Source organism: Hymenobacter lapidiphilus (assembly GCF_013377885.1).
Taxonomy (GTDB): Bacteria; Bacteroidota; Bacteroidia; order Cytophagales; family Hymenobacteraceae; genus Hymenobacter; species Hymenobacter lapidiphilus.
In genome coordinates, this window is record NZ_JABKAU010000009.1 from 49,975 (window position 1) to 73,004 (window position 23,030).

Consider the following 23,030-nt stretch of genomic DNA (forward strand, 5'->3'; position numbering starts at 1 on the left):
TCTCAGAAGAAACCTTGGGTCAGCAGCAGTTCGCAGATGAATTTCTACTACTCCAGTTTGCCAAATGAAACTGATGTGCACCAGAGTTGCATCGTGCAATTCTTCAAGTGTGGAGGTCAAAGTTGCTTTCGAATCCATTAGTGCTTAGAGAAACGAGAGCATCTGATATTTCTGCTTTTAAAACGAAGCGGTAGAGATGCTTCGGCAAGCTCAGCATGACGTTCTTTTTGGTAGCGGTTACACCACCTTCACCTTTTCCTCAAAGGCCTTGTCGGTCACCTGATAAAACAGGTCGAGCAGCTTGCGGAAGCTGTCGGGCTCGGCAATGGACTTTTCGGTTTTATTGAGGCTGTCGAGGAAGTAGTTGTGGCTCATGCCTTTGTTGAAGAAGTCGTTCCACTTCTTTTCCACCGGCTTGCCCAGAATCATGGCGTTGAAATCGTCGGTTTGCAGGTCGAAGGGGCGGAAGGCACGGCGGTTCTGGGCCAACTCCTGAAGCCACTGGTCTACACCCGAGTCGGGACTGTGCAGAAAGGTGTTGAGCTCCCGGAAAATGGGCTCGTTGCGCAGGGCGTAATCGAGCTTGAGGTTGTCGTGGTAGGGCGCCTTGTCGGTGGGCAGGTGCTGCTTGTGGTAGCGCGTGAAGTACAGGAACTGCGTGAGCTGCTGGGCCACCATTTCGCGGGTTTCGTCGGGCAGGTGGCTGAACTGGATTTCCGGCGCGTCGGTGCCGAGGCCGTACTCGTGGAAGTGCGGGCCACCGGTGCGTAGCTCGGCGGGCGAGTAGTTCATAAAATCCACAATGCTCAAGGCGGCCAGCAGCTCAATGATGTGGGCCTTGTTCTTCTGCTGGATGCCGCCGGGCTGGTTTTCGTAGGGCGTGTCGGGCGTATCGGCGAGGTAATACAGCGCGTCGAGGCCCTGCAGGTTGTGCTCGTAGTAGCTGAGCGCGGCCTTGGTCTTGGTCAGGAAGTTGTTGGAGTCGATAACGGCCGAATCCTCGCTCTGGAGCGCGAAATAAGGCATTACCGTCACGGCCCCGGTGGGCGCGTCGCGCAGGTAGCGGGCGTTGCTGAGGCGGGTGTTGGGGTCCTTCATATTCTTGAGCATCAGCGGGAAACCCGCCGCGCCGGTACCGCCGAAGATGCTCGACACGAAGAACACCCGGTCGCCATCCTGGAAGTTGTCGGCAAAAAACCGCATTTCGGCGCTTTCCACCAGCTTATTCAGCACGATGCTGCCCACGTTGGGCGAGCCCCGGAAGCCGATGGTGAGCGGGCTTTCGAGGTTATCAGGCGTGAACAACAGATCCACCAGTCCCTTCGAATCCACACTCAGCCCGTCGTAATCCAGGTACTGCCGGAACGTCTGGTTGATGCCGCCGAAATCGAAGATGAACGTGTCCTTCACCGAGCCGTTCACATCCTGCGAAATACCGCTGAGCGTGCTGATGTCGGTCTGGAAGAAGCCTTCCTCGCGGGGGCCGAGGTGCTTGTAAATCTGCTGGTAGTTCTGCAGCAACTCCACCGTGCGGTTCATGTCGCCGTTGTGGGCGTCGGGGTCGATGATGATGGGCACCACCCGGTCGCAATTAGGCAGCTTTACGCCCGCCGCCAGCAGCATCGTGAGCGAGCGAATCACCCGCGAGCCCGTGCCGCCAATACCGAATAAGAAGAGTTTAGCCATGAGTGTTCGTTGTCAAAATCTGCTGTGTATTAGGCATCTAGTGAATCGTCATCTTCGGAGTTGTAAATAGCTCCTTGCAGAACCATATATAGGTCTCCGAAATGACGTGCCTGCTGTACAAGTAAGGTGAGATGTTCGGCCTCGATAAATTGAGTCATCACATCATCATCTGCTTTAACGCAAAGCGCGACCTGTTCTTTTAACTCCTCAAAACGGTAGTATCCTATTATATACCACTCGCTTTCAACTAATATTTTACCCCAATAGAAGTACGAGAGAAGCTTTTGCCATCTACCGAAACTGCGTTTCAATTTCAGCCTACGCCCAACCTTCGTACCAGAGGCATCGAAGTACAATTCAGGATTTTGCTGTGAATCGTAATACCATGCCAAGTTGCAGTAGCTCAAATCCTGCGCTTCCTCTACCAGATAACCATAAGGCTTCGTTTCCTTTTGCAGGCAGAAAAGAGGGAAGACCGGATTCATGTCTTCATTCTAAAACGGTGTCGTGCTGGCGTTGGTCGAGCCCTGCTTGAAGATGAGAGAAAGCACGAAGAACCAAACCAAGCTCAAGATGGCGTTCCAGGTGGCCAGCCAGTAGATGTAGCTATGGTCGGCGACCTGTTGGGAGTGGGCCTGCCAGATGGCAATACCAAAAGCCAGCACCGCGTTCAGGCCCAGAAATAGGCCCCAATGGCGGGCCTTGTTGAAGGTGGCCACACCCATGGCCCTGTTGATGAGGATATAAAACATGATGACCAGCCACACCGAAACAGCCACATTCAGCAGGCCGATGTTAGGGAACACCACGTCGCGGTACACCGGCGTATCGGCCGGGGGCTGGGGGTTACCGATGATTTCGTAGAGGAAGCGGAAGAATGCTTTCATGCAAAAGATTAACGCCCGGCACCAGCCCGGCAACTCGTGAAACGATACAACAGAAGCGAAATTGCAAGCCGCTCCGAAAGACCCGGGCACTGGCCCCTAGAACTCCCCGAACGACTATCGTGCCAACCCTGGCAGCAGCCCGATAGCAGCGGCGACCTGCCCGGCCCGTAGCGCCGCCGCTTACCGGGCCGGCTGCAGCGTGAGCGGCAGCTCGAAAACGGTAGGGCGGGAGCCAACGGAAGCCTGCAGGCCATCGAGCAGGCTGCTCAGGGCGAAGGTTTTAGCGGCCGGCACGGCGTCGTTTTTCGTGGTCCACTGGGCCACCCAGGCGGGGCGCTGGTTTTGCAGCTTGAGCACCAGCGGGCGCGAGGCAGGCGGCACTTTGGTCAGGCGGATTTTAGCAAAATGCGTGAACCGGCTTTGCGGGCTGCTGCTACCGCGGGTTTGGGCGGTGGCGGCGGTTACACCCGCCAGCTTGGCGTCGGTGTCTACGGTCTGCACCTTCAGGTTTTGCTGCAGGTAGGCCAGCTCGCGGTACTGGGCGGGCAAGTTCTGCAGGTCGAGGCCCACCACAAACTCCACCGGCTGCTGGGCCGAGGCCTCACTTATGCTCACTACGCGGTAGCTGTCGGCAGCGCGCTTGCTGGCGCCGGCGTCGCCGTAGTACCAGCTGCCCTGGTTCTCAAACTTATCGAGCACCGAGTAGGCTGGCCGCGGGTACACCACCCCGAAGTGGGCCTGCCGGGCGGCTTCGTCGGTCAGCAGGGCAGCATCGAACTGCCGCACGGCATTGGAGGGGCCAATAACCCAGTAGTAATACGGAATGTCGGTGTCGCAGCAGTTGGCTTTTTTGCCCGTTGCCACCAGCGCCGGGTAGTAGGTCCCCCGGAAGTCGGAAGTGAAACCGTACACCGACACGGCCAGGTCGGCTTGCGCGCCGTTGCGCTGCAGCGCATCGGTGATGTCGGTTTTGATGTAGGGAATGGCCCCGGCGTTTTTAGGCGAATAGATGAAGTCCGAAATCAGCACGTTCACGGTGCCCGGCTGGTAGTAGCGGGTCATGAGGGTATCGAGCACGGCAGGCACATCGGTGCTTTTGGCCGGCTGCCGGATGCCGGCGCGCACCGTACCCGACAGGGCCGCGTACGATTCGGCATACGGTTTCTCCTTGAGTAGGAAAAACGACTTCTGCTGCACGGTGGGCGTACGGTTCACTTCCGACAGAAACTGCGCTACCTGCTGCTGAAACCGGGTGTTCTGGCCGTTGGCGGCAGTTTTGGGCATGAAGCCCTCCATCGAGCCCGACACTTCCAGCAGCACGTTCACGCGCTGCAGCGGCTGGGTTGCGGCGGGCGCTGCGGCTGCGGCTGCTGCGGCTTTCTGCTTGCTGCCGCCGGGCAGCACGTCGGTCATTTCAACGGCCGTTTCCTGCTCCTGCTTGATATCGGAACGGGAGTAACAACCGGGCAACAGCAACAGCACCAGGCCCAAAATGGGCAGCAGGCGGGGCGAAAGGGAGGTGGGGTAGCGCATCGGGTTAAAGTAACGACTTTCTGGCGGGAGGGTTGGGGCCGTTGCAGAACGCTATGCAGGCAGCTCGCTCCTAGCTGTAATCAATCTCGGTATTGTCGCCGATGTTCAGGCTGTGCTTGGTGCCTTTGAACAGGGCGTCGGAGCCCACGATGCAGTCGTGCATGACGGCGGAGCGCAGCTCACTATAAGAACCAATGATGGACTCGCTCAGGATGACGTTCTGCACGATGGTCCGGTCGCCGATGGCCACGTTGGGGCCGATGATGGAGCCCGAAATCTGACAATCCTGGCCGATGCTGACGGGCGGGATGATGATAGTGTCGGGGAATTCGGGGAAGTCGTGGCGGCGCAGGAACTCGGGGCGGTTGAGCAGGCGGGCGTTGGCTTCGAGCAGCGAGCTTTTGCGGCCGCAGTCAAACCAGTTATCCACCGGCACGGTCACCATTTCGGCGCCGTCCTCAATCATGAGCATGAGCGCGTCGGTGAGCTGGAACTCACCGTGGGTGCGCTGGTCCTGCTCGACGATGCGCTCCAGGGCCGAGGCCAGCCAGTCGGCGTTGGCAATCTTGTAGAGGCCTACCAGCGCGAAGTTCGATTTGGGAATGCGCGGCTTCTCGACCACCTTGGTAACCAGGCCACGGGGCCCGTTCTCCACGATGCCGAACAGAGCGGGCGTTTTTACTTCCTTCACGGCCAGCACATTGCCCGGCATGGCTATCATCGCCCGCAGATCTATATCCACAATTGTGTCGCCGAGCAGGATGAGCACGCCGTCGGGTTCGTGGCGGAACTGCTCGCGGGCCAGCCACAGGGCATGGGCAATGCCTTCGCGGGGTTCCTGCACGATAAAACTGACGTTCAGGCCAGGATACTGGCGACGAACATAGTTCTCAACCTTCTCGCCGAGGTAGCCGATGATGAACACGAACTCCTGCACGTCGGCTTCTACCAACCGGTCGATGATGTGGCCCAGAATGGTGTTGCCGGCCACTGGCACGAGCGTTTTAGGCTGGGTGTGCGTGTGAGGGCGTAAGCGGGAGCCGATGCCGGCTACGGGAATGACTACTTTCATAAACAGAATCGGGAAGCGCCGAAGCGCAAAATACACAATAGCGGCCGAGCCGCCCATAGCACAACCGCCGAGCGGCGAATTCGTACTTTGCAGCGCGGCCAATCTTGGCTGGCGGCTTTTAGTACGGGTCCTGCGGGACCGGTTTTTCTCTCCCCCTCTCTTCCATTTTCCCAAACCTCTCTCCCATGAAACGCTTTCTGCTCTATTTTGCCGGCATCGTGCTGATGCTCTCCCAGTCGTCGTGCGGCTACAACTCGATGGTAACCAAGGACCAGGCCGTAAAGGGCCAGTGGGCCAACGTGCAGAGCTCCTACCAGCGCCGCTCCGACCTGATTCCTAACCTGGTAAATACGGTGAAGGGCGCCGCCAACTTCGAGAAATCGACGCTGACTGAAGTAATTGAAGCCCGGGCCAAGGCCACAAGTGTGCAAATCAACGCCGACCAACTGACGCCCGAAAATCTGCAGAAATTCCAGGCCGCCCAGAGCCAGGTAGGTGCCGGCCTCGGCCGTTTGCTGGCCGTGTCGGAAAATTACCCCGAACTGAAGGCCAACGCCAACTTCCAGGAGCTACAGGCCCAGATTGAAGGTACCGAAAACCGCATCAACGTGGAGCGCAACAAGTTCAATGGCCTCGTAAACGACTACAACGCTTACATTAAGAGCTTCCCCAACAACCTGTTTGCCGGTCTGTTCGGCTTTGCCGAGAAGCCGTACTTCGAGGCCGATGCTGCCTCGCAGAAGGCCCCGACGGTACAATTCTAATTCAGTTGTCAGTTGCTGGTTGTCGGTTGTCAGTCGCTACCCGTCGATTGTCAAGAACGACCTGACAACCGACAACCAGCAACTGACAACTACTATGACTAACCCTCTCACTCCCGAACAGGAAGCGGCGCTGGTGGAAGCCATCCGGCAGGCCGAGCTGCGCACTTCGGGCGAAATCCGGGTGCATCTGGAAGACTCCTGCCCCTCGCCTGACCCGCTTGACCGCGCCGCCCAAGTGTTTGCCGACCTGGGGATGCACCACACGGCCCAGCGCAATGGCGTACTTTTTTACCTGGCGTGGCAAAGCCGGCAGTTTGCCGTTATCGGCGACGCGGGCATCAACTCGGCCGTACCCGACGACTTCTGGGAAGCAGCCAAGGAAAACGTGCTTAAGCATTTCCGTACCGAGAAATACGTGCTGGGCCTGGAAGCCGGCATCCGGATGGCGGGCGAACAGCTGCAGCGCTACTTCCCCTACAATGCCGCCACCGACAAGAACGAGCTGGACGACTCCATTTCGTTTGGCGACCCGACCTCCAAGCGCCCATGAAGCATCTGATAATGAATTTGAGGCGGCCCACCGGCTGGCTGCTGGCCCTTGGGCTACTGTTGCTGGCGCTGGTGGCCACGGCCCAGGATGTACCACCCCGGCCCAACCCGCCCCGCCTCGTGAACGACCTGGCCGGGATGCTGCGCCCCGACGAGGTAGACCAACTGGAGCGGAAACTGGTGGCCTACAACGACTCCACTTCGTCGCAGATTGCGGTGGTGACGGTGCCCAGCCTGGGCGACTATGACATTTTCGATTACGCCCAGAAGCTCTACCAGGCTTGGGGAATCGGCCAGAAAAGCAACAACAACGGCGTACTGCTGCTGGTAGCCAAGCAAGAGCGCAAGGCGCGCATCCATACTGGCTACGGCCTCGAAGGAGCCATTCCGGACGCTATTTCCAAACGCATCATTTCCAATACCATCGTTCCGGCTTTCAAGCAGGAACGCTACTACGACGGCCTCAACCGCGCCACCGACCAGCTGATTTCGCTGGCTCAGGGCGAGTACAAGGCCGACCAGACCACCCGGCAGCGCGCCTCGGACGACGACAGCGGCTCGGGTATCACGTTCTGGCTCGTCATCGGGGTGCTTATTCTATTCATCCTGTTCCGTAACCGCGGTGGCGGGAGCGGTGGGCGGCGCAACCGGGGCTTCGGTGGCTCCATGATTCCACCCCTCATCTTCGGCGACTTCAGCGGCGGCCGGGGCACCTTCGGGGGCGGAGGCGGCGGTTTTGGCGGCGGTGGCTTCGGCGGTTTCGGCGGCGGCAGCAGCGGCGGCGGCGGTGCCTCCGGCAGTTGGTAGCCACACACCTGTCATCCTGACGAAGGAAGGACCTGGAAAGAAGCTATTCCCTCTTGAGGCTGGCTTCCTTCCAGGTCCTTCCTTCGTCAGGATGACAGGCGGCGGCTTCACTCGCTCCGCTTGTACACTGGCGTCTCATAGAACGGGCGTAGCAGCTCGATTACGTCGAGTGCGTCGGCTAGGGCTTGGTGGGCCACGGTGTCGTCGGCAAAGCCGGCGCGGGCCTTGCAGGTTTGCATGGTGGGCAGGCGGCTGTCTTTGCGCCAGTTGAGGTAGAAGGCGGCCGGGTCGAGCATGGCAGGCTCGGCCCGCACCAACGTACCGTAGCCAGGCAGCTCGCGCAGAAATCCCAGGTCGAAGGAGGCAATATTCTTGCCGGCCATGGTCACGGCCACACAATCCTTCTTATCGGTTTTGAAGCCCTGCACCAGCAGGAACTCGCGCAACTGAGGCAGCAGATCGGCCGGGTCGCACAGTTCGGGGTTGGGCTCTTTGCTGGCCAGCTCGCGCAGCAGACCTGCGTTGAGGGCCAGCGCGCCGGCCGTGCCCACGTACTCGGAGTGGCGCACCACGCGCCGGAAATACGGTAGCTCGGCCAGCGGCCGCAGGTTTTTGGAGTCTTCCACCACGGCGGCCATTTCCAGAATTTGGTGACGAGCCGGCCGGCCGCCGGTGGTTTCGAGGTCGAGCGAAATGTAGCGCATATAGCGTAACAATGAAGCAAAAAACAGATAACAAACAGACGTGTAAGCACTACGGCCCGTGCAACTCCAACTGGAGCTGCACGGGCCGTAGTGCTTACAAACTTTTTACTTACGCTGATTGCTTGCCTTCGAGCTTCTTAAGCTTGTCGTAGGTCTGCTGCGACTTTTCGTACTGGCGCTCTACTTCCTGGCGCAACTGGCCGGTGAGGCTCTGGCTGTCAAGCGCGTCCTTATACGCTTTGAGGGCCCATTCTTCGCCGTACACGTTGGAGGCGAGGATGGCTTTTTCGTCGAAGCCGGTAACGGTGGCTTTGGCGTCCATCCAGCGGCGGTACAGTTTACCTTTGAGCGTAGTGCCGGTTTCGCGGCCGCCACCCAACTGGCGCAGATGCTGATTGAGCTGGTTGGCAAACTGCTGGCTCTGGCTCACCAGCTGCTTGTAGTAGCCGGTCAGCTCCGCATCCTTGCTCTCATCAACTGCTCGCTTGTAGCCGGCTATCCGGTCATTTACAAACAGCAGCAACTCCTGCAGCGAATCGGTTTCACTGTCGGATACTGCTGCTTTTTTGCCCTGATTTTTAGTAACGAAGTAGCTTACACCCAGCGCCAGCAGGGCGCCGCCTACGAGCTTGCCAATCATTCCAGATGACTTGGCGTTGGTTTTTTGGTCGTTGTTGGAGTCGGTTTGAGTGGATTTCATAAGGAAGTTCGGTTAGTTTCACCCGGCTTACGCCAAACCCAGGCACTTGGTTAGCCAAAAAACCATCGGCAGCCTAGTGGTCGTGCCGGATACCGGCCTCCACGTGCACGGTCAGCCGGTTTTCGGCTGGCGGCACAGGGCAGTCGTAACCCGCAGCGTAGGCGCAGGAGGGGTTGTAGGCCCGGTTGAAATCGAGCACCACATGCCCGCCCCGAATCTGGCCCCGGCGGAAATCGAGGTAGCGGCCGCCGCCATAGGAGCCGTGGCCATTGGTGCGGTCGGTGAAGGGCACGAACAGGTAGTCGCGGTAGGCCGGGTTGGTCAGCAGGTCGAGGCTCTGGTACATGACTAGCCGCCTTGGCTGGCCGCTCAGCTCGAAATGCAACTCGCCATACTTGCGGTACAGCAGACGCTTGGCCGTGCTGGTGGGCATGGCGAAAACTGGCCCCAGCGAGTCGGGCACGAAACGGGCCAGCACGCAGGCTGCGTAATCGGTCGGGTAGAAAGGCAGCCCCGCAAAGCTCCGGCGCGCTTCGGCCGAGAGCGGACTGCGGGCCGGGTCGGTGAACTCGGCGTTCAGCTCGCGCTGAAATTCCGCTACCTGCTGCGTGTGCTCGGTGGGGATGGGTTTTTGGATGGCAGGCTGGGCGCAGGTCACACCAAACCCAGAAAGCAGGCCTAACAAAGAAAGAGGTTTTTTCATACCGCAGTCTACGTTTCCCCTAGATTATTCTACCACCACGCGGCGCGTTACTGGCCCGTCGGCGTACTCTACCCGCAGCAGGTATACACCCGCGGCCAGGTTGCCGACTGGTACCTGTATCTGCGAAGTACTTACGGACTGGCTGTAAACCACTCGCCCCAGCACACTGCACAACATGACCGTGCGCGGTGCGGCTGTCGCATCCAAGCGCAGGTACAATTGATTACGGACGGGATTAGGCCATGCCTCCAATTTGGCAGTAGCCTGTTGGTGACCGACTTCCAGCACGGCCGCGCCCGTGAGGCGGGCCCAACCGGCACGGGGTTGCCCATCCACCTCGGTGAAAGGTCCGGCCGTGAGGATGCGACCATCCGCCTGCACAAGTAGATTATATACGTCCTTATTGTAAAGTCCTTTGCCTTGAAAGGAAGCGTCGAGCCCGCCATTTGAGTTAAGGCGATATACTGAGCCATTGATTGCATTGCTGCCGCCTACCAGGATCCGCCCATCCGCCTGCAGAGCTAATCTGCTTACGCCGTTTCCGCCACTGGTCACATTATCCACGAAAGTGCCGTCCTGACTGCCGTCAGTATTTAGCCGATGCAGTTTACTGGTTAGGTAGCCGCCATTGGCTTCTTTGAAAAAGCCCCCAATAATCACCTTGTTATCTACCTGTATCAACAGCTTCTCTATTACCGCGGAGTACTGCTCAACTGGATTAGGAGCCGGCGCAAAAGATTGGTCGGGAGTACCATCGGCATCGAGCCTGGCCATGTAAGGCACAATACCTCCGTTATATCGGAAACCCGTCACGTAGTGCCGCTGGTCAGTCAAGACAGCTATGTTGTTGACATCTTTGATCCCTGCGCCCAAGTTGCGCTCATACTCCTTGTCCGCCTTGCCATCAGACAGGAATCGGTATAGCTTGATCGACTCATAACCTCGAATGCGCAAACCAGCCAGCACTGCACCATTGGTATGGGATGCAAGAGCCGATACAAGCATGTCCGTAGGAAAGTAAGATGGTATTGCCAAACCAGTGTAAAAAGCAACATCGGGTTGCCCGTCTGCCAGGAAGCGGGCAACGAGAGGAGAGTTATGGTTTCCCTCTTTTAAAAAGGCACCACCTACCACAATCCGGTTATCGGGCTGTACCAATAGTTGGTCGATTCTACCATCAGTGCCCGTCAGGCTAAATGTGGGATCCAGGCTACCCGCCAGCGTAAGCCGGGCCAGGTTATGAGCAGCCACTCCATTCACCTCGCGGAAACGGCCGGCAATAAGGATTTGCCCTGTGGACTGCTGCACCATGCTGGTAACGCTGCCGGTTACGTCCACCATTGGCCGGTAAGTTGCCCGGGGTTCAGCCGCATTATCCAGTTTCAGTAAGCTGGCCTGCGGCAGATTGCCGTAGCGCGAGAAACTACCCGCTACCAGCAGGTCGCCGTTTGCCAGCACCTCTACGTTGCCGACTTGGTTGTCCAGCTGCTGCACGGCAAACTGCGAATCGATGGCCCCGGTAGGTAGCAGCCGGATCAGATACGTATCATTGGAGAGCGGCTCATCACTACCCAGCAGTACTCCGCCAGTTGCATCAACGGCCAACGACCGGTCAGAAATTGTGCTAGTGCCCGAGGAAGTCAACGGTAGCGCAGCCTGAAAAGTCGGGTCGATTGCTCCCGTATTTGTAAACCGGTATAGGCCTTCCCGGCTGGTACTCCCCAAGTTGTAAGTGGCGGCTACCAATTGGTTGCTTCGGGGGTCCAGGGCCAGATGATGAACCAGTGTTTCGAAATTGGGCCCACTCGGCAAGGCAGGCACAAAACCGGCATCGACTGTTCCGCCCTTGTTCAGGCGCACTAATCCCCGCCGGGAGTAGCTGCCAACTTCCTGGAAACGTCCGGACACTACTATTTTTTCATCCGGCTGCACCAGCAGTGCCGTTACTTCATTATTAGTATAAGGACTACTGGTGTAATTACTGACGAAGGATGTACCCAGTGCAGCCATGAATGGCTTATCCAGGCTTCCATCAGCATTCAGACGCACCAGATGATGGGTCTGTCCGCTCACTACATTCGAAAAAAAACCGGCCAGCAGAATCTTGTTATCCGCCTGCACCGCTAGTGTCACAATGTAGTTATCGGCCGCAAGCTCGGGGGAGAAGCCGGCCACCGGTGTACCATTTTCATTCAATAAGGCCAGCCCGTTATAGGTGCGCCCCCCCACTACTATTTGTTGGTAACCAGATACTAAAACCCGCCCGTTAGCGAACTGACGTACTTTCCAGATGGTGCTCTCTACGGCAGCCGTTTTCGTGAAGGCCTCATCCAGCGTACCATCCGCATTCAGCCGGGCTAAACCGGTAGCGGCGCGGCCCCCAACGCGGGTGAAAGGGCCCGCAATAAGAACTTTCCCGTCGGCTTGCTCTTCTGTACTGAAAACCTTGGATGGTTGCCATGTTTCGACGGGTCCGAAGCTAAGGTCCAGCTTTTGGGCATGAACCGGCTCGCTGATTCCGATGACTGATAATAATAACAGGCCCACTAGGCAGTGTAAGGGTGTTTTCATAAGCTGAAACGAATGAATGGATGGGATAAAATTACCGCTTTTCCCAACAGTCTCCGTCCCCTTTTCCTGGCTTCCGTACCTTCGCTATCCTATGACCGACTCTGCCGAAACTCCCGCCCCTGCCCCCGCCCGCAAGCTGTTCCTGCTCGACGCCTTTGCTCTGATTTACCGCGCCCATTTCGCTTTCAGCAAGAATCCGCGCGTGAACTCCAAGGGCCTGAACACCGGCGCCATTCTGGGCTTTACCAATACGCTGGTGGAAGTGCTGCAGAAGGAGAAGCCCACGCACATTGGGGTGGCGTTTGATGCGGCCAAGAAGACGTTTCGCCACGAGCAGTACGCCGACTATAAGGCCCAGCGCCAGGCCATGCCCGAGGATATCGGCCTAGCCATTCCCTACATCAAGCAGATTATCAAGGCCTTTCATATTCCCATCTTGATGGTGGAAGGCTTTGAGGCCGACGACGTGATTGGCACACTGGCCGGCCGGGCCGAGCAGCAGGGCTTTGGCGAGGTGTACATGATGACGCCCGACAAAGACTACTGCCAGCTGGTAACCGACTGCGTGAAAATCTACCGACCGGCCTTCATGGGCAACGCCGCCGAAATCCTCAATGTGGCCCACGTGCTGCAACGCTTCGAGATTGAGCGGGTGGAGCAGGTGATTGACATTCTGGGCCTGCAGGGCGACGCCTCCGACAACATTCCGGGCATTCCGGGCATCGGCGAGAAAACGGCCAAAAAGCTGATTCAGGAGTACGGCTCGGTAGAAGGGTTGATTGCTAACGTGGATAAGCTGAAAGGCAAGCAGCAGCAGAACGTGCGCGAGTTTGCCGAGCAGGGCCTCATGAGCAAGGAGTTGGCTACCATTCATCTCAACGTGCCCATCGAGTTTGAAGCCGATAAGCTTGTGCTCGACCAACCCGATATGGAGGAGCTGCGCCGCCTGTTTGATGAGCTGGAATTCCGCCAACTGGCCGCCCGCGTGCTCGGCGACGGAGCCGGCCCGGCCGGCGTTACCAACGGCGGCACTCCCACCCCGCGCGGCGCCCGGCGGCCCAAAGTGGCTACTGCCGGCCAGGGCAGCTTGTTCGGCGCGTCGTCTGATGCGGCCGTGGCTATCGGCGCCGAGGAAGGCAGCACCGGCGAGGCCGGCGCGCCCACCGGCCCGCGCCGCACGCTGGAGGACGTGGCCCACCAGTACCACCTGATGGATACGCCCGCGCTCCGGGCCGAGCTGCTGGAGTTCCTGCTGCTGCAAACCGAAGTCAGCTTCGACACCGAAACCACCGGCCTCGACACCATGACGGCCCGGCTCGTGGGTCTCTCGTTCTGCTGGCTACCCGGCGAGGCCTATTACGTGCCCGTGCCGCAGACCGACGACGCTGCCGCCCAAGCGCTGGTGGACGAGTTCAGGCCGTTTTTCGATGCCGAAAGCATCCTGAAAGTGGGCCAGAATATCAAGTACGACCTCACCATCCTCAAGCATTACGGCGTCGAAATCCGGGGGCCGCTGTTTGATACCATGCTGGCCCACTACCTGCTGGAGCCCGACATGCGCCACGGCATGGACGTGCTGGCCGAAACCTACCTGCACTACACGCCGGTACCCATCACGGCCCTTATCGGCCCGAAAGGCAAGAATCAGAAAACCATGGCCGACCTACCTCCGGCCGAGGTGTCGGACTACGCCTGCGAAGACGCCGACGTAACGCTGCAGCTCAAGTATGTGTTCGAGCCGCTGCTGAAGGAAGTGGGCCTGCTCGATTTGCTGAACGAGGTGGAAAACCCGCTGGTGCCGGTGCTGGCGGCCATCGAGTACGAAGGCGTGAAGATTGACTCTGAGGCAATGGGCGAGTATTCGGCCGAGTTGCAGGGCTACATTACGGAGCTGGAAGGCCAGATTTACCAGGAAGCCGGCGAGGAGTTCAACATCGGCTCGCCCAAGCAACTGGGCGAGGTACTATTCGATAAGATGGATCTGGGCGGCAAGAAAATCAAGAAGACCAAAACCGGCCAGTATGCCACCGGCGAGGAAATCCTGAGCCAGCTGGCCGGCGACGCGCCCATTGCGGGCCTGATTTTGGAGTACCGCCAACTCAGCAAGCTGCGTTCCACCTACGTCGAGGCCCTGCCCCAGCTGGTGTGCGAGCTAGACGGACGGGTGCACACCAGCTTCAACCAGGCCGTAACGGCCACCGGCCGGCTCTCCAGCACCAACCCCAACCTGCAGAACATCCCCATCCGCACCGAGAAGGGCCGCGAAATCCGCAAGGCCTTCGTGCCCCGCGACGCTGGCCACGTACTGCTGGCCGCCGACTACTCGCAGGTCGAGTTGCGCATCATGGCCGACTTTGCGGGCGACAAAACGATGATTGAGGCCTTCCGGCTGGGTCAGGACATTCACACGAGCACGGCCAGCAAGGTGTTCAAAGTGCCCCTGAGCGAGGTAGACGGCGAGATGCGGCGCAAGGCCAAAACCGTCAACTTCGGCATCATCTACGGCATTTCGGCCTTCGGCTTGGCCCAGCGCATTGGCATCGGCCGCAAGGAGGCCGTTGAGATTATCGAGACCTATTTCGAGGAGTTTCCGTCGGTGAAGCAGTACATGGACGAGAGCATCAACCGGGCCCGCGAGCTGGAGTATGCCGAAACACTACTCGGCCGCCGCCGCTACCTGCGCGACATCAACTCGCGCAACGCCACGCTGCGCGGCTACACCGAGCGCAACGCCATCAACGCCCCCATCCAGGGTACCGCGGCCGATATCATTAAGAAGGCCATGATCAACATCCACGAGTGGCTGGTACAGGAAAAGCTCGGCACCCGCATGATTCTGCAGGTGCATGACGAACTAGTTTTTGATGCCGTACGGGAGGAAGTGGCCTACATCACGCCCAAAATCAAGGAGCTGATGGCCACCGCTCTGCTGCTGCCCCACGGCGTGCCGCTGGAAGTGGAAGTAGGCATGGGCGAGAACTGGCTGCAGGCGCACTAAGTTTTCCGGTAAACCAATGGATCAGACCACAAAACAGGGCGTTGTTACCGAGCTAATCAGTCTGCTTACGCAGGGCAATGCCCACGTTACATTTGAGTATGCCTGCGCCGACCTCACGCCCACGCACTGGAACCAACACGTGCCTGAGGCGCCGTATACTATCTGGCAGTTGGTTGAGCATGTGCGCATTGCGCAGTGGGATATTGTGGAGTTTTCTCTTGGAGCCGAGCATACTTCTCCAGACTGGCCTGCGGGCTACTGGCCCGCCCAAACCTCTACCGCCGACGAAGCGCAGTGGTACCAGACGCTTACCCAAATTCAGACTGACCGGCAGCGCTTCATCGACCTGTTGCAGCACCCCGATACCGATTTATTAGCCCTCATTCCGCACGGCGACGGCCAGACGATTCTGCGCGAGGCGCTACTGATTGGCGACCACGCGGCCTATCACACCGGCGAAATCATTCTGATTCGGCGGCTATTACACCTCTGGTAGTAGCCGCGGCGGCCCTTTGCAGGTATTCAGGAATACTTCAGGATGGAGGAGCCGTTGGGTTTGCGGAATGCTGGCGCAGTTGTTCGCACCGGCTGAACGGCCGTATAGTTATCCTGTAGAACTTAATTCAACCGCAACTCCCATGCTCCCTCAACCTCATACCACCACCCTGCAAAACGTAGCCCGCGGGCTGCTGGGCACCTTTATGGTTGTGGCCGGCACTGGCCACCTCACGTTTCAACGGCAAGCGTTTCAGGCTCAGGTACCCGATTTTGTGCCACTCGACAAGGATACGGTGGTACTGGCTTCGGGCGTGGTAGAAATTGGGCTTGGCCTGGGGCTGCTGCTGTTGAAGGGCCGCAACCGGGTACGTATGGGCCTGGGGCTGGGGCTATTCTACGCGGCCGTGTTTCCGGGCAACATCCACCAGTACACCCACCAGCTGTCAGCTTTCGGCCTCGATACCGATGCCAAGCGCCTGGGCCGCCTGTTTTTTCAGCCCGTGCTGATTGGCTGGGCGCTGTGGAGCACCGGGGCGCTGAAAGCTATTACGGCGCGACGGGGCCGGGCATAGGTTCCTGGCGCTTGTGCAGCAAAAACGTCCCGCCGGCTAGTGCCAGCGGGACGTTTGTTTGGACGCTATGGTGGTGCCTAGAACGCCGTGAACGTAATATCGGCTATTAAACTCTCCCCATCTTCCGTGAACGTCTGGCCAATACGCAGCTTGTCGTTGGTAAGCTCCTTGATTTCGTAAAGCTCGGCGCTGGTAGCACCCTTCATTTCCAGCAGCAGCAAAATGGTACCGTCGGCATTGATGTCCCAACCACTAACGTTGGTCTGCGGGCTGTTCGGACTGCAGCGGGTTGCGCCCTCATCAAGCACAAAAGTCTTATCGGCCTTAAACTGATAGAAGTCGTCCTTATCGCAGGGGGCGGTCCGTGCAAACTCATCAACTATGGGGTTGTTGCCTTGCTTGACGGTGAAGGCCGTAATGCGCCAGTTCCGGGCGGCAAGCTGCTCGCTCTTGGTAATGGGCGTGGGGTCTTTGTCTTTACTACACGACGCGAATGAACCAACAGTCAGTAGTGCTACAGCTGCCAGCAATGAATACTTTTTCATAATAAGGTTGGAAGGGAAAGGTGTATAAGACAGCAATGTATCCATCAAACCGGAACATCTACTCGCCAAGTCCTGAAAATGGACCAGTTTACAGGTGATGGCCCGGCCATTGGCAACGAGACACGAGGCTGGCACTTCGCACAACAAACTACTTGCGTAAATATTGAAGCTGTTTAGGAAGTGTCAGGAATCAATTAGGATGTCATGCTTCATCTGGCTTCCTTTTGACTTTCAAAACAGCTTCATTAGAAGGATGAAAATGCTAAGTGCTTTGTTATTTACCTGAGAAGGTAATTGTGGTTTCTACCTTCCGATTGTTGACTGTTGCCGTTTCGGATAGCACCATCCTGTTTTCCGTCAGCTCTTCAATTTTGCCCTGCGTTCCGAAGCCATACACGACAAGGGCGAGCTTGGTATCGTTTTCTGACAAGGCCCAGCTACCTGTAATAGTGCGCGGCTCGTCCGGGTCGCACTGAATCGCGCCCTGGTCATAACTCATGCTGTTTCCTGCTAAAAACTGCGTGGTATTATCCAGTTCACAGGCGTCATACTTTTCGAATACGCTCTTGGTTGTAGTGCCGACTGTTTCTGTTTCGGCGGTAATCGTCCAGGTCTTCGCCATCAAAAGCTCCGACTTTGACTGAGGCATAGGGTCCTCCGATTTTTTGTCGTTGCTACAACCAACAAAGACGCTGCCAGCAGTTAAGGCCAGCAGGAAGCAAGTAATTCTTTTCATGATGCTCAAAGAATAAAAAGTGAGAGAATGGGGAAGCTGGCAGCACGTCAAAACTAGCAGCCGATTGCCCACGAAAAATTCCAATTCAAGCGAAATCAGACTTATCAGGAGCGTCCACCAACCGCCATTCAGCTACCTGCCAGTTATTTACCCACAGCCTGTCGGGACTTTTAGGCAAGCTCCTTTTCTACTTTAAATGGGCTGTGCAGCCACTTTTGCGAGCCTGCTTACGGTGCAGTCAGCATCCGCCAACATAACCCCGCGCCGCTACGCACGGTTAAAGCAGGAACTATGCAAGACTCTCTATCCTTCGATGTAGCCGTAATCGGGGCCGGGCCGGTGGGGCTGGCCTGCGCCTTGGAGGTGCAGCGGCGCGGCCTTACGGCAGTAGTGCTCGACAAGGGGGCACTGGCCAACTCGCTGGTGGGCTACCCCACCAACATGGAGTTCTTCTCGACGCCCGAGCTGCTCGAAATCGGGGGTCACCCCATGGCCACGCTACACTACAAGCCCCTGCGCGAAGATGCCCTCGACTACTACCGTCGCGTGGCCCAGACCGAAAACCTGACGCTGCGTCTCTACGAGCGGGTAATTGGGCTGGAAGGCAAAGAAGGCAGCTTCACGGTTATTACCGATAAGGCCCGGCTGCAAACCCGTTTTGTAATCGTGGCTACCGGTTTCTACGACCTGCCCAACTACCTCGATGTGCCGGGCGAAGACCTGCCCCACGTGTCGCACTATTACAAGGAGCCCTACGCCCACGTAGGCCAGGATGTGGTGATTATCGGAGCCAAAAACTCGGCTGCCAAAGCGGCACTGCAGCTGCTGCGGGCCGGCGCCCGCCCCACCCTGCTCGTGCGCGGCCCCGACATCCCCGAATCCGTGAAATACTGGATTCGGCCCGACCTCGTCAACCGCATCAAGGAAGGCCGCATCGGTGCCCTGTTTAATAGTAGCGCCACCCGCATTACGCCCGGCGCGGTAGAGGTGGCCACGCCCGAGGGGCCACGCACGCTGCCGGCCCAGTTCGTATACGCCCTCACCGGCTACCACCCCGATTTCTCCTTCCTGGCGGCCCTGGGCATTACCTGCGGCACCGACGCAGCCCAGACGCCCAGCCACGACGCCGACACGCTCGAAACTAACCGCCCCGGCCTGTACCTGGCCGGCACCGTGTGCGGCGGCCGCAACACCAGCCGCTGGTTTATCGAAAACGGCCGATACCACGCCCAGCTCATTGCTGCCCGCCTGGCCGGCGAACCAGTTCCTGCCCTGCCGGAGGTATTACAGCCAGTGCAGCTAGGGAGTTGAAAGGGAAAGTGCTGGTGATAATGGGGTAAAACACCCGTCATACTGAGCTTGCCGAAGCATCTCTACGCTAATTCTGTCTGGTTGCTTTGGCGGTAGAGATGCTTCGGCAAGCTCAGCATGACGGGTGTTTTGCCGGCCACCTTTCCCTGCCGGGCCAACCCATAAATGTAAAAAAGCGCCCGCCTCAATTGAGGCGGGCGCTTTTTTAGCAAGCTGATAACCAAAATATTATGGGAATTTCACGCCCCGGTAGTTGTTCGGGTTTACCGTGGGCACCTTGGCCCCGTAGGTCGAGTTGATGACCTTGATCATCTCGTTGGCCACAATGGCGTAGCCGCGAGGCGTGGGGTGCACACCGTCGAGCGAGAACAGGTTGCCACTTACGAAAGCAGCCGTGTTGTTCACCCCGTTCACTACAATACCGTTGGGGGCCACTGTGGCGAAGAAGGCATTGGCATCGAATACGGCAAGGCCCTTGCGAGCCGCGCTGGCCCGGATGACGGCGTTCAACTCGGTAGTGCGCGCGAGCGTGGCCGTTACCTCAGTCGCGTCGAGCACGAGGCTGTTAGGCACAGCGTTGGCTGTAGCAGCCAGCGCGGCAGCCGTCGCGGCCGGGGCATTTGGAATAACGAGTCCGACTCCGCCCGGAAACAGTTGTGGTGCTACGGGCGCGGAGTTGATGAAGCTACTGGCGGGCAGCAGCAGCAGGTCGTTGGCCGTCGCTAGGCGTACGGCTCCGGTTCCGGTAGCGCTGGTGCGGACGTATAGACCTAAGCGGGTACCGGCAGGCAGCGGCGAGCCGGCGGGGAGTCCCAACTGGGCCGCGATTACTGGCACGAGAGCCGCCGGAATGGGCGTACCCTGAATTTGAGCAATGACGGTGGCCGTTGGTACAGTCGTGAACAGCGGTACATTGGTTACGTTCGGAACCGTAATCACGATGCCTTTTGCCCCACCAGTGGTCAGGGCGTCAACCACTTGGTTGTACTTGTCGGTAAATTCCGCTACCGGCGTGAGCGGCGCAGCCGTACCACCTGAGCTAGCGAAACCCAAAACATCGTTGTTGCCCAGCCAGTTAGTAAAGAAGGTCGGCTTCACGGTCCCTACGCGCTCCTGCACGTATTGCAGATAGGTTTTGGTATCGGAACCCGAAAGCAAACGCTCGAAGTAAGGATTAAAGTTGCCGGCGTTGCTCTGAGGCGTAATCCGGCCATAGCCCACGGTCGTTACATCGGCCACCCGAATGCCGGGTACCCCTAAGTTCTGGTTGTTGGTTTCGGCCGAGCGGGTGAACAGGGGCGTATTGGGAATGGTGGCTAGGTTCGTCGTTTCGCGCCCAATAACTGGCGCGCCATTAACGAAGTCGGTAATTTTAAGGAAGCCGCTACCGTTGGCCTGCGTCTCGGTGAACAGGGGCTGCCGGAATTCGCCGCCGCCCACCGTAGCAAACTGCTGCGCCAGGATGGCAGGGAAAGATTTCTGCTGGCCTTCCAAATAAAGACCATTGTCGGAGAAGCCAGCGGTGAGCGAGTTACCTACGGCAACGTACGTCGTGAAATCGGCCGAGCCGTTGCTGGGCTCGAAATCCTTTTCCAGGTCGGGCTGGCAGGCGCCCAAGGCCAAGCCCAGCAGGGCCAGCATCGGCGCAGATTTGCGAAACAAAGTAGTATTCATGGAATCAGGAGTGAGTCGCGGTTAGAACTAGAAGGTGTAATTCAGGCCGATGCCGGGAATCACGATATTGGTCTTGTAGGTGCCAGCAATCCGGTCGGTGGTACCGTTATTCAGCAGATCCTGCTGGGTCTGGGTACGCTTCTGGATGCCGATGTACTGGGCCGAAAGGTCGATGCCGAGCTTGCCGAAGTTGTAAGAAGCACCAATGGTACCACCCAAACGGTCGTTGTCGGGCGTTTCGGGCGTTACGAAGCCATCCTTCACCGGACTCTCGTCGTACGAGCCGCCAGCGCGCACTACCAGGCCGCTGGTGAGCTTATACTGGGCACCCAAACGGAACGTGAGGGCATCCTGGTACTCGCGGCGCGACTCGCTGAAATCGGCGCCGTTCACCGGCTGGGTGAAATCGAAGCGTAGCGTCCGGTAGGCGCTCCAGTTAGCCAGGCTGGCATCGAAGCCGATAGTCAGGTTTTCGGTAGGCATCACACCAATACCAATGCTCGTAGTGGCAATCAGCGGCAGCGTGGCCGCGAACTTGGTACCCGCCGGGAAACGCGACTGGAAAGTAGTTGGAATGTTGGTAAACGTTACGTCACCGTCTTTTACCTGCGCATCAATTTTCGAGCGGTAGTTGATACCCAGGCTCAGCTTTTCTGAAGGCTTGAAGAAGATACCGGCGTTGAAGCCGAGCTTGGTTTCGGCCTTGCCGTCCAACTCAATGTGGCCGAACGAATCGGGCAGCGGAATGTCGCGCTGCAGGTTTACGGCACCATAGGCCAGTACCACCAGGCCGGCACCCACGCTCAGCTGGTCGGTGATGGCGTAGCTAACTGTTGGCTGCACGAAAATCGACTTCAGGTCGATGTCGGTCAGCGAAGTCCGACCCTCCCAGCCCTCGGCGTACTGCAGCTTGCTGCCGAAAGGCGTGTACACCGCAATACCGGCCCGAAACTTACCCTCCTGCGGGCCGAAACCGGCAAACAGGCTGACCGGCGTAACCACGCTGTTGCGCAGCTCGCGCTGCTGGTTGCTGCCTTCGGCCACAAACGAGTTGCGGGCAAACGTGAAGTTGGCACCAAGCTGCACCCCCCGGTCGCGGACCATGGCCAGGGCACCGGGGTTGTAGAACATGGCCGCCTGATCGAGCGACAAGCCGACGCCGACGCCGCCCATGCCGTTGTTTTTGATGCCGGCCAGGGTTACCTGGTAGCCACCTGCCGAAACCGCGGTAGCCAAAAGCAGCGCACTTCCTGTCAGAAGTAGAGACTTAAATTTCATACGAATAATGAAAGGGTGAGAATTTGGGGGCTTAGCGCTCCTAAATGTAAGCAAAAAGCCAACTTATAGTAGGCAAGCCGAACAAATTTGCAAGAGGCGCAAAAGCACCCCCGCGTCCTGAGACTTAAGTTTAGGCGAAATTCCCGATTTCGTGGGAAATCAAATCCAGCTGCTGGCCGGCTACCAGCAAATGCAGGCGCAGGTCTTGGCCGCTTACGGGCTCGCCCCGCCCTATGCGGCCCACGTTGGTATTGTGTAGCGCGCGGGCATCCATCACGGTAGCCACACCATCGCCGAACACAGTAGCATAGCGGCCCCCGCGGATGATGACACCGGTTTCCTCCGACAAGCCCAGGCCTATGCAGGCAGGGTGAGCCAGCAGGGCGTGGGCCAGCCGCCCAAAGCGGCCGCGCTCGGCAAAATGCTGGTCGATGAACAGGCGGGGCAGCAGGTTGAGGCCCGGCCCGGTTTTGATGCCGCCCTTGCGCAAGGAGCGCCAGCCGTAGCCGTCGATAATCATCTGTTCGGGCAGGCCCGCCGCGCCGGCGCTGGTGCCGGCCACTATAAAGGTTTCGTCGTCGTGGAAGCGCTGGCGCAGCTGGCGGGCGAATTCGGTGCCGGCCAATAGCTCCAGCAGCCGCTCCTGGTCGCCGCCCGAGAAGAACACGAGGCCGGCCCGGGCCAAGCGGCGCAGCGTGGCGGGCGCGTCGGCGGGCTGGTGCTCACTAATGGGCAGGTGGCGGGCAGCCGGGCAGCCCAACTCCCGAAACGACCGCTCGTAGGCCGCGCCGGTCATGGCCGCGTTGGTCCAGGAGGCAGCCGTTACTATTTCGACCGGCATTTCGGGCGTGGGCAGCAGCTCGCCGAGCAGGGCCAGCATGGCATCGTCGTCGCCGCCGCCGAGGGCGACGAGCGTGCCGAGAGGAAGGGCGGCGGGCGGTTGGGGCATGGCAGAGCGGCAGGAGCGAGTTCAAAAGTACACCCCCTATTGGTTTCGGCAAGCCCGACGGCTATTACGCCAAGTATTCGGCAAAGCCAGCAGTAGTGCATGGCAGGGCAGCATGCAGTAGCACAAACTGGTTTGCCTGGTTTAGCGGGTATCGGTTATCTGCAAAAAACACTAGCTAGCGCAACTTGCGGTATTGACCTGTCGGCACGCTGTAGGGGCGGGGCTTATCCCTGCCCGCCGTTAAACGATTCGGTAACAGACCGTGGTACGAATCCAACGACGGGCAGGGACAAACCCCGCACGTACAGCGCCCTCCACAGCCTGGATTCTCTGTGCCTTACTGAACTTACCGGAGCATGATAACGCGCTAACCCCCTCTTACGGCGGACGCTTCCTTTGGCTTGGGCTGCCCCTGGAGCCATTGGTCGGGCGGGAGAAAGTTGCGCTTTGCCGAACCGATTGGGTTGGGAAAGCCGTACTTTTGCGCGCCGGT

The 23,030-nt window shown here is 58.6% G+C and carries 21 protein-coding genes; 7 read left to right on the forward strand and 14 right to left on the reverse strand.

The window, feature by feature from the left end; translation table 11 throughout:
• Nucleotides 1-237: 237 nt before the first annotated feature.
• The 5 genes from HW554_RS06615 to HW554_RS06635 form a co-directional block, all read right to left on the reverse strand.
• Complete coding sequence (locus HW554_RS06615) at nt 238-1,686, reverse strand: hypothetical protein (RefSeq protein ID WP_176907792.1); 1,449 nt, start codon at nt 1,684-1,686, stop codon at nt 238-240.
• Nucleotides 1,687-1,715: 29 nt separating this feature from the next.
• Nucleotides 1,716-2,171 (reverse strand): hypothetical protein, encoded by a 456-nt coding sequence (locus HW554_RS06620; RefSeq protein WP_176907793.1) that lies wholly within the window; start codon nt 2,169-2,171, stop codon nt 1,716-1,718.
• Between the two features lie 9 nt (nt 2,172-2,180).
• Nucleotides 2,181-2,573, reverse strand: a complete 393-nt coding sequence (locus tag HW554_RS06625; protein WP_176907794.1) for a hypothetical protein — start codon at nt 2,571-2,573, stop codon at nt 2,181-2,183.
• A gap of 180 nt (nt 2,574-2,753) precedes the next feature.
• The gene (locus HW554_RS06630; protein ID WP_176907795.1) at nt 2,754-4,106 is read right to left on the reverse strand and encodes a hypothetical protein; all 1,353 of its coding nucleotides are present in this window, start codon (nt 4,104-4,106) and stop codon (nt 2,754-2,756) included.
• Nucleotides 4,107-4,176: 70 nt separating this feature from the next.
• The gene (locus HW554_RS06635) at nt 4,177-5,178 is read right to left on the reverse strand and encodes a sugar phosphate nucleotidyltransferase (RefSeq protein ID WP_176907796.1); all 1,002 of its coding nucleotides are present in this window, start codon (nt 5,176-5,178) and stop codon (nt 4,177-4,179) included.
• Between the two features lie 185 nt (nt 5,179-5,363).
• On the opposite strand from HW554_RS06635, the gene HW554_RS06640 reads away from it, so the two are divergent.
• The 3 genes from HW554_RS06640 (at nt 5,364) to HW554_RS06650 (ending at nt 7,298) form a co-directional block, all read left to right on the forward strand.
• A complete protein-coding gene (locus HW554_RS06640; RefSeq protein ID WP_092740857.1) occupies nt 5,364-5,942 on the forward strand; it encodes a LemA family protein in 579 nt (192 codons plus the stop codon).
• 94 nt (nt 5,943-6,036) lie between these two features.
• A complete protein-coding gene (locus HW554_RS06645) occupies nt 6,037-6,492 on the forward strand; it encodes a TPM domain-containing protein (RefSeq protein ID WP_176907797.1) in 456 nt (151 codons plus the stop codon).
• On the forward strand, nt 6,489-7,298 hold the full coding sequence (locus tag HW554_RS06650) for a TPM domain-containing protein (RefSeq protein ID WP_176907798.1): 810 nt from the start codon (nt 6,489-6,491) through the stop codon (nt 7,296-7,298). Before HW554_RS06645 ends, HW554_RS06650 begins: the two co-directional genes overlap by 4 nt.
• Before the next feature lie 107 nt (nt 7,299-7,405).
• Here HW554_RS06650 and HW554_RS06655 read toward each other — a convergent pair whose 3' ends face one another.
• The 4 genes from HW554_RS06655 to HW554_RS06670 form a co-directional block, all read right to left on the reverse strand.
• A complete protein-coding gene (locus tag HW554_RS06655) occupies nt 7,406-8,002 on the reverse strand; it encodes a 3'-5' exonuclease (RefSeq protein ID WP_176907799.1) in 597 nt (198 codons plus the stop codon).
• 109 nt (nt 8,003-8,111) lie between these two features.
• Entirely contained in the window at nt 8,112-8,702 is a 591-nt protein-coding gene (locus tag HW554_RS06660) for a ferritin-like domain-containing protein (protein WP_176907800.1), read from the reverse strand.
• A gap of 73 nt (nt 8,703-8,775) precedes the next feature.
• Nucleotides 8,776-9,360 (reverse strand): DUF1684 domain-containing protein, encoded by a 585-nt coding sequence (locus HW554_RS06665; RefSeq protein WP_176907801.1) that lies wholly within the window; start codon nt 9,358-9,360, stop codon nt 8,776-8,778.
• A 69-nt stretch (nt 9,361-9,429) separates the two neighbouring features.
• Nucleotides 9,430-11,976 (reverse strand): T9SS type A sorting domain-containing protein, encoded by a 2,547-nt coding sequence (locus HW554_RS06670; protein ID WP_176907802.1) that lies wholly within the window; start codon nt 11,974-11,976, stop codon nt 9,430-9,432.
• Between the two features lie 91 nt (nt 11,977-12,067).
• Here HW554_RS06670 and polA point away from each other — a divergent pair, with 91 nt between their 5' ends.
• The 3 genes from polA (at nt 12,068) to HW554_RS06685 (ending at nt 16,044) form a co-directional block, all read left to right on the forward strand.
• A complete protein-coding gene (gene polA, locus HW554_RS06675) occupies nt 12,068-14,974 on the forward strand; it encodes a DNA polymerase I (protein WP_176907803.1) in 2,907 nt (968 codons plus the stop codon).
• Nucleotides 14,975-14,990: 16 nt separating this feature from the next.
• On the forward strand, nt 14,991-15,470 hold the full coding sequence (locus HW554_RS06680) for a DinB family protein (RefSeq protein WP_176907804.1): 480 nt from the start codon (nt 14,991-14,993) through the stop codon (nt 15,468-15,470).
• Between the two features lie 142 nt (nt 15,471-15,612).
• The gene (locus HW554_RS06685; RefSeq protein ID WP_176907805.1) at nt 15,613-16,044 is read left to right on the forward strand and encodes a DoxX family protein; all 432 of its coding nucleotides are present in this window, start codon (nt 15,613-15,615) and stop codon (nt 16,042-16,044) included.
• 77 nt (nt 16,045-16,121) lie between these two features.
• Here HW554_RS06685 and HW554_RS06690 read toward each other — a convergent pair whose 3' ends face one another.
• Nucleotides 16,122-16,589, reverse strand: a complete 468-nt coding sequence (locus tag HW554_RS06690) for a lipocalin family protein (protein WP_176907806.1) — start codon at nt 16,587-16,589, stop codon at nt 16,122-16,124.
• 274 nt (nt 16,590-16,863) lie between these two features.
• Nucleotides 16,864-17,325, reverse strand: coding sequence for a lipocalin family protein (locus HW554_RS06695; RefSeq protein WP_176907807.1), 462 nt, complete (start codon nt 17,323-17,325; stop codon nt 16,864-16,866).
• A 291-nt stretch (nt 17,326-17,616) separates the two neighbouring features.
• Here HW554_RS06695 and HW554_RS06700 point away from each other — a divergent pair, with 291 nt between their 5' ends.
• On the forward strand, nt 17,617-18,636 hold the full coding sequence (locus tag HW554_RS06700) for a YpdA family putative bacillithiol disulfide reductase (RefSeq protein WP_176907808.1): 1,020 nt from the start codon (nt 17,617-17,619) through the stop codon (nt 18,634-18,636).
• Between the two features lie 228 nt (nt 18,637-18,864).
• On the opposite strand, the gene HW554_RS06705 is transcribed toward HW554_RS06700, so the two are convergent.
• From HW554_RS06705 to HW554_RS06715, 3 genes are all read right to left on the reverse strand, one after another.
• The gene (locus tag HW554_RS06705) at nt 18,865-20,310 is read right to left on the reverse strand and encodes an SGNH/GDSL hydrolase family protein (protein ID WP_176907809.1); all 1,446 of its coding nucleotides are present in this window, start codon (nt 20,308-20,310) and stop codon (nt 18,865-18,867) included.
• 27 nt (nt 20,311-20,337) lie between these two features.
• Nucleotides 20,338-21,546 (reverse strand): OmpP1/FadL family transporter, encoded by a 1,209-nt coding sequence (locus HW554_RS06710; protein WP_176907810.1) that lies wholly within the window; start codon nt 21,544-21,546, stop codon nt 20,338-20,340.
• A 172-nt stretch (nt 21,547-21,718) separates the two neighbouring features.
• Nucleotides 21,719-22,537, reverse strand: coding sequence for a cyanophycinase (locus HW554_RS06715; protein WP_176907811.1), 819 nt, complete (start codon nt 22,535-22,537; stop codon nt 21,719-21,721).
• Between the last annotated feature and the right edge of the window lie 493 nt (nt 22,538-23,030).

Coding starts and splice junctions, on each gene's coding strand:
- HW554_RS06660 (WP_176907800.1), bottom strand. CDS start 8,702: ATGAAATCCACTCAAACCGACTCCAACAACGACCAAAAAACCAACGCC.
- HW554_RS06715 (WP_176907811.1), bottom strand. CDS start 22,537: ATGCCCCAACCGCCCGCCGCCCTTCCTCTCGGCACGCTCGTCGCCCTC.
- HW554_RS06680 (WP_176907804.1), top strand. CDS start 14,991: ATGGATCAGACCACAAAACAGGGCGTTGTTACCGAGCTAATCAGTCTG.
- HW554_RS06625 (WP_176907794.1), bottom strand. CDS start 2,573: ATGAAAGCATTCTTCCGCTTCCTCTACGAAATCATCGGTAACCCCCAG.
- HW554_RS06670 (WP_176907802.1), bottom strand. CDS start 11,976: ATGAAAACACCCTTACACTGCCTAGTGGGCCTGTTATTATTATCAGTC.
- polA (WP_176907803.1), top strand. CDS start 12,068: ATGACCGACTCTGCCGAAACTCCCGCCCCTGCCCCCGCCCGCAAGCTG.
- HW554_RS06620 (WP_176907793.1), bottom strand. CDS start 2,171: ATGAATCCGGTCTTCCCTCTTTTCTGCCTGCAAAAGGAAACGAAGCCT.
- HW554_RS06655 (WP_176907799.1), bottom strand. CDS start 8,002: ATGCGCTACATTTCGCTCGACCTCGAAACCACCGGCGGCCGGCCGGCT.
- HW554_RS06630 (WP_176907795.1), bottom strand. CDS start 4,106: ATGCGCTACCCCACCTCCCTTTCGCCCCGCCTGCTGCCCATTTTGGGC.
- HW554_RS06645 (WP_176907797.1), top strand. CDS start 6,037: ATGACTAACCCTCTCACTCCCGAACAGGAAGCGGCGCTGGTGGAAGCC.
- HW554_RS06695 (WP_176907807.1), bottom strand. CDS start 17,325: ATGAAAAGAATTACTTGCTTCCTGCTGGCCTTAACTGCTGGCAGCGTC.
- HW554_RS06705 (WP_176907809.1), bottom strand. CDS start 20,310: ATGAATACTACTTTGTTTCGCAAATCTGCGCCGATGCTGGCCCTGCTG.
- HW554_RS06650 (WP_176907798.1), top strand. CDS start 6,489: ATGAAGCATCTGATAATGAATTTGAGGCGGCCCACCGGCTGGCTGCTG.
- HW554_RS06690 (WP_176907806.1), bottom strand. CDS start 16,589: ATGAAAAAGTATTCATTGCTGGCAGCTGTAGCACTACTGACTGTTGGT.
- HW554_RS06685 (WP_176907805.1), top strand. CDS start 15,613: ATGCTCCCTCAACCTCATACCACCACCCTGCAAAACGTAGCCCGCGGG.
- HW554_RS06635 (WP_176907796.1), bottom strand. CDS start 5,178: ATGAAAGTAGTCATTCCCGTAGCCGGCATCGGCTCCCGCTTACGCCCT.
- HW554_RS06640 (WP_092740857.1), top strand. CDS start 5,364: ATGAAACGCTTTCTGCTCTATTTTGCCGGCATCGTGCTGATGCTCTCC.
- HW554_RS06700 (WP_176907808.1), top strand. CDS start 17,617: ATGCAAGACTCTCTATCCTTCGATGTAGCCGTAATCGGGGCCGGGCCG.
- HW554_RS06615 (WP_176907792.1), bottom strand. CDS start 1,686: ATGGCTAAACTCTTCTTATTCGGTATTGGCGGCACGGGCTCGCGGGTG.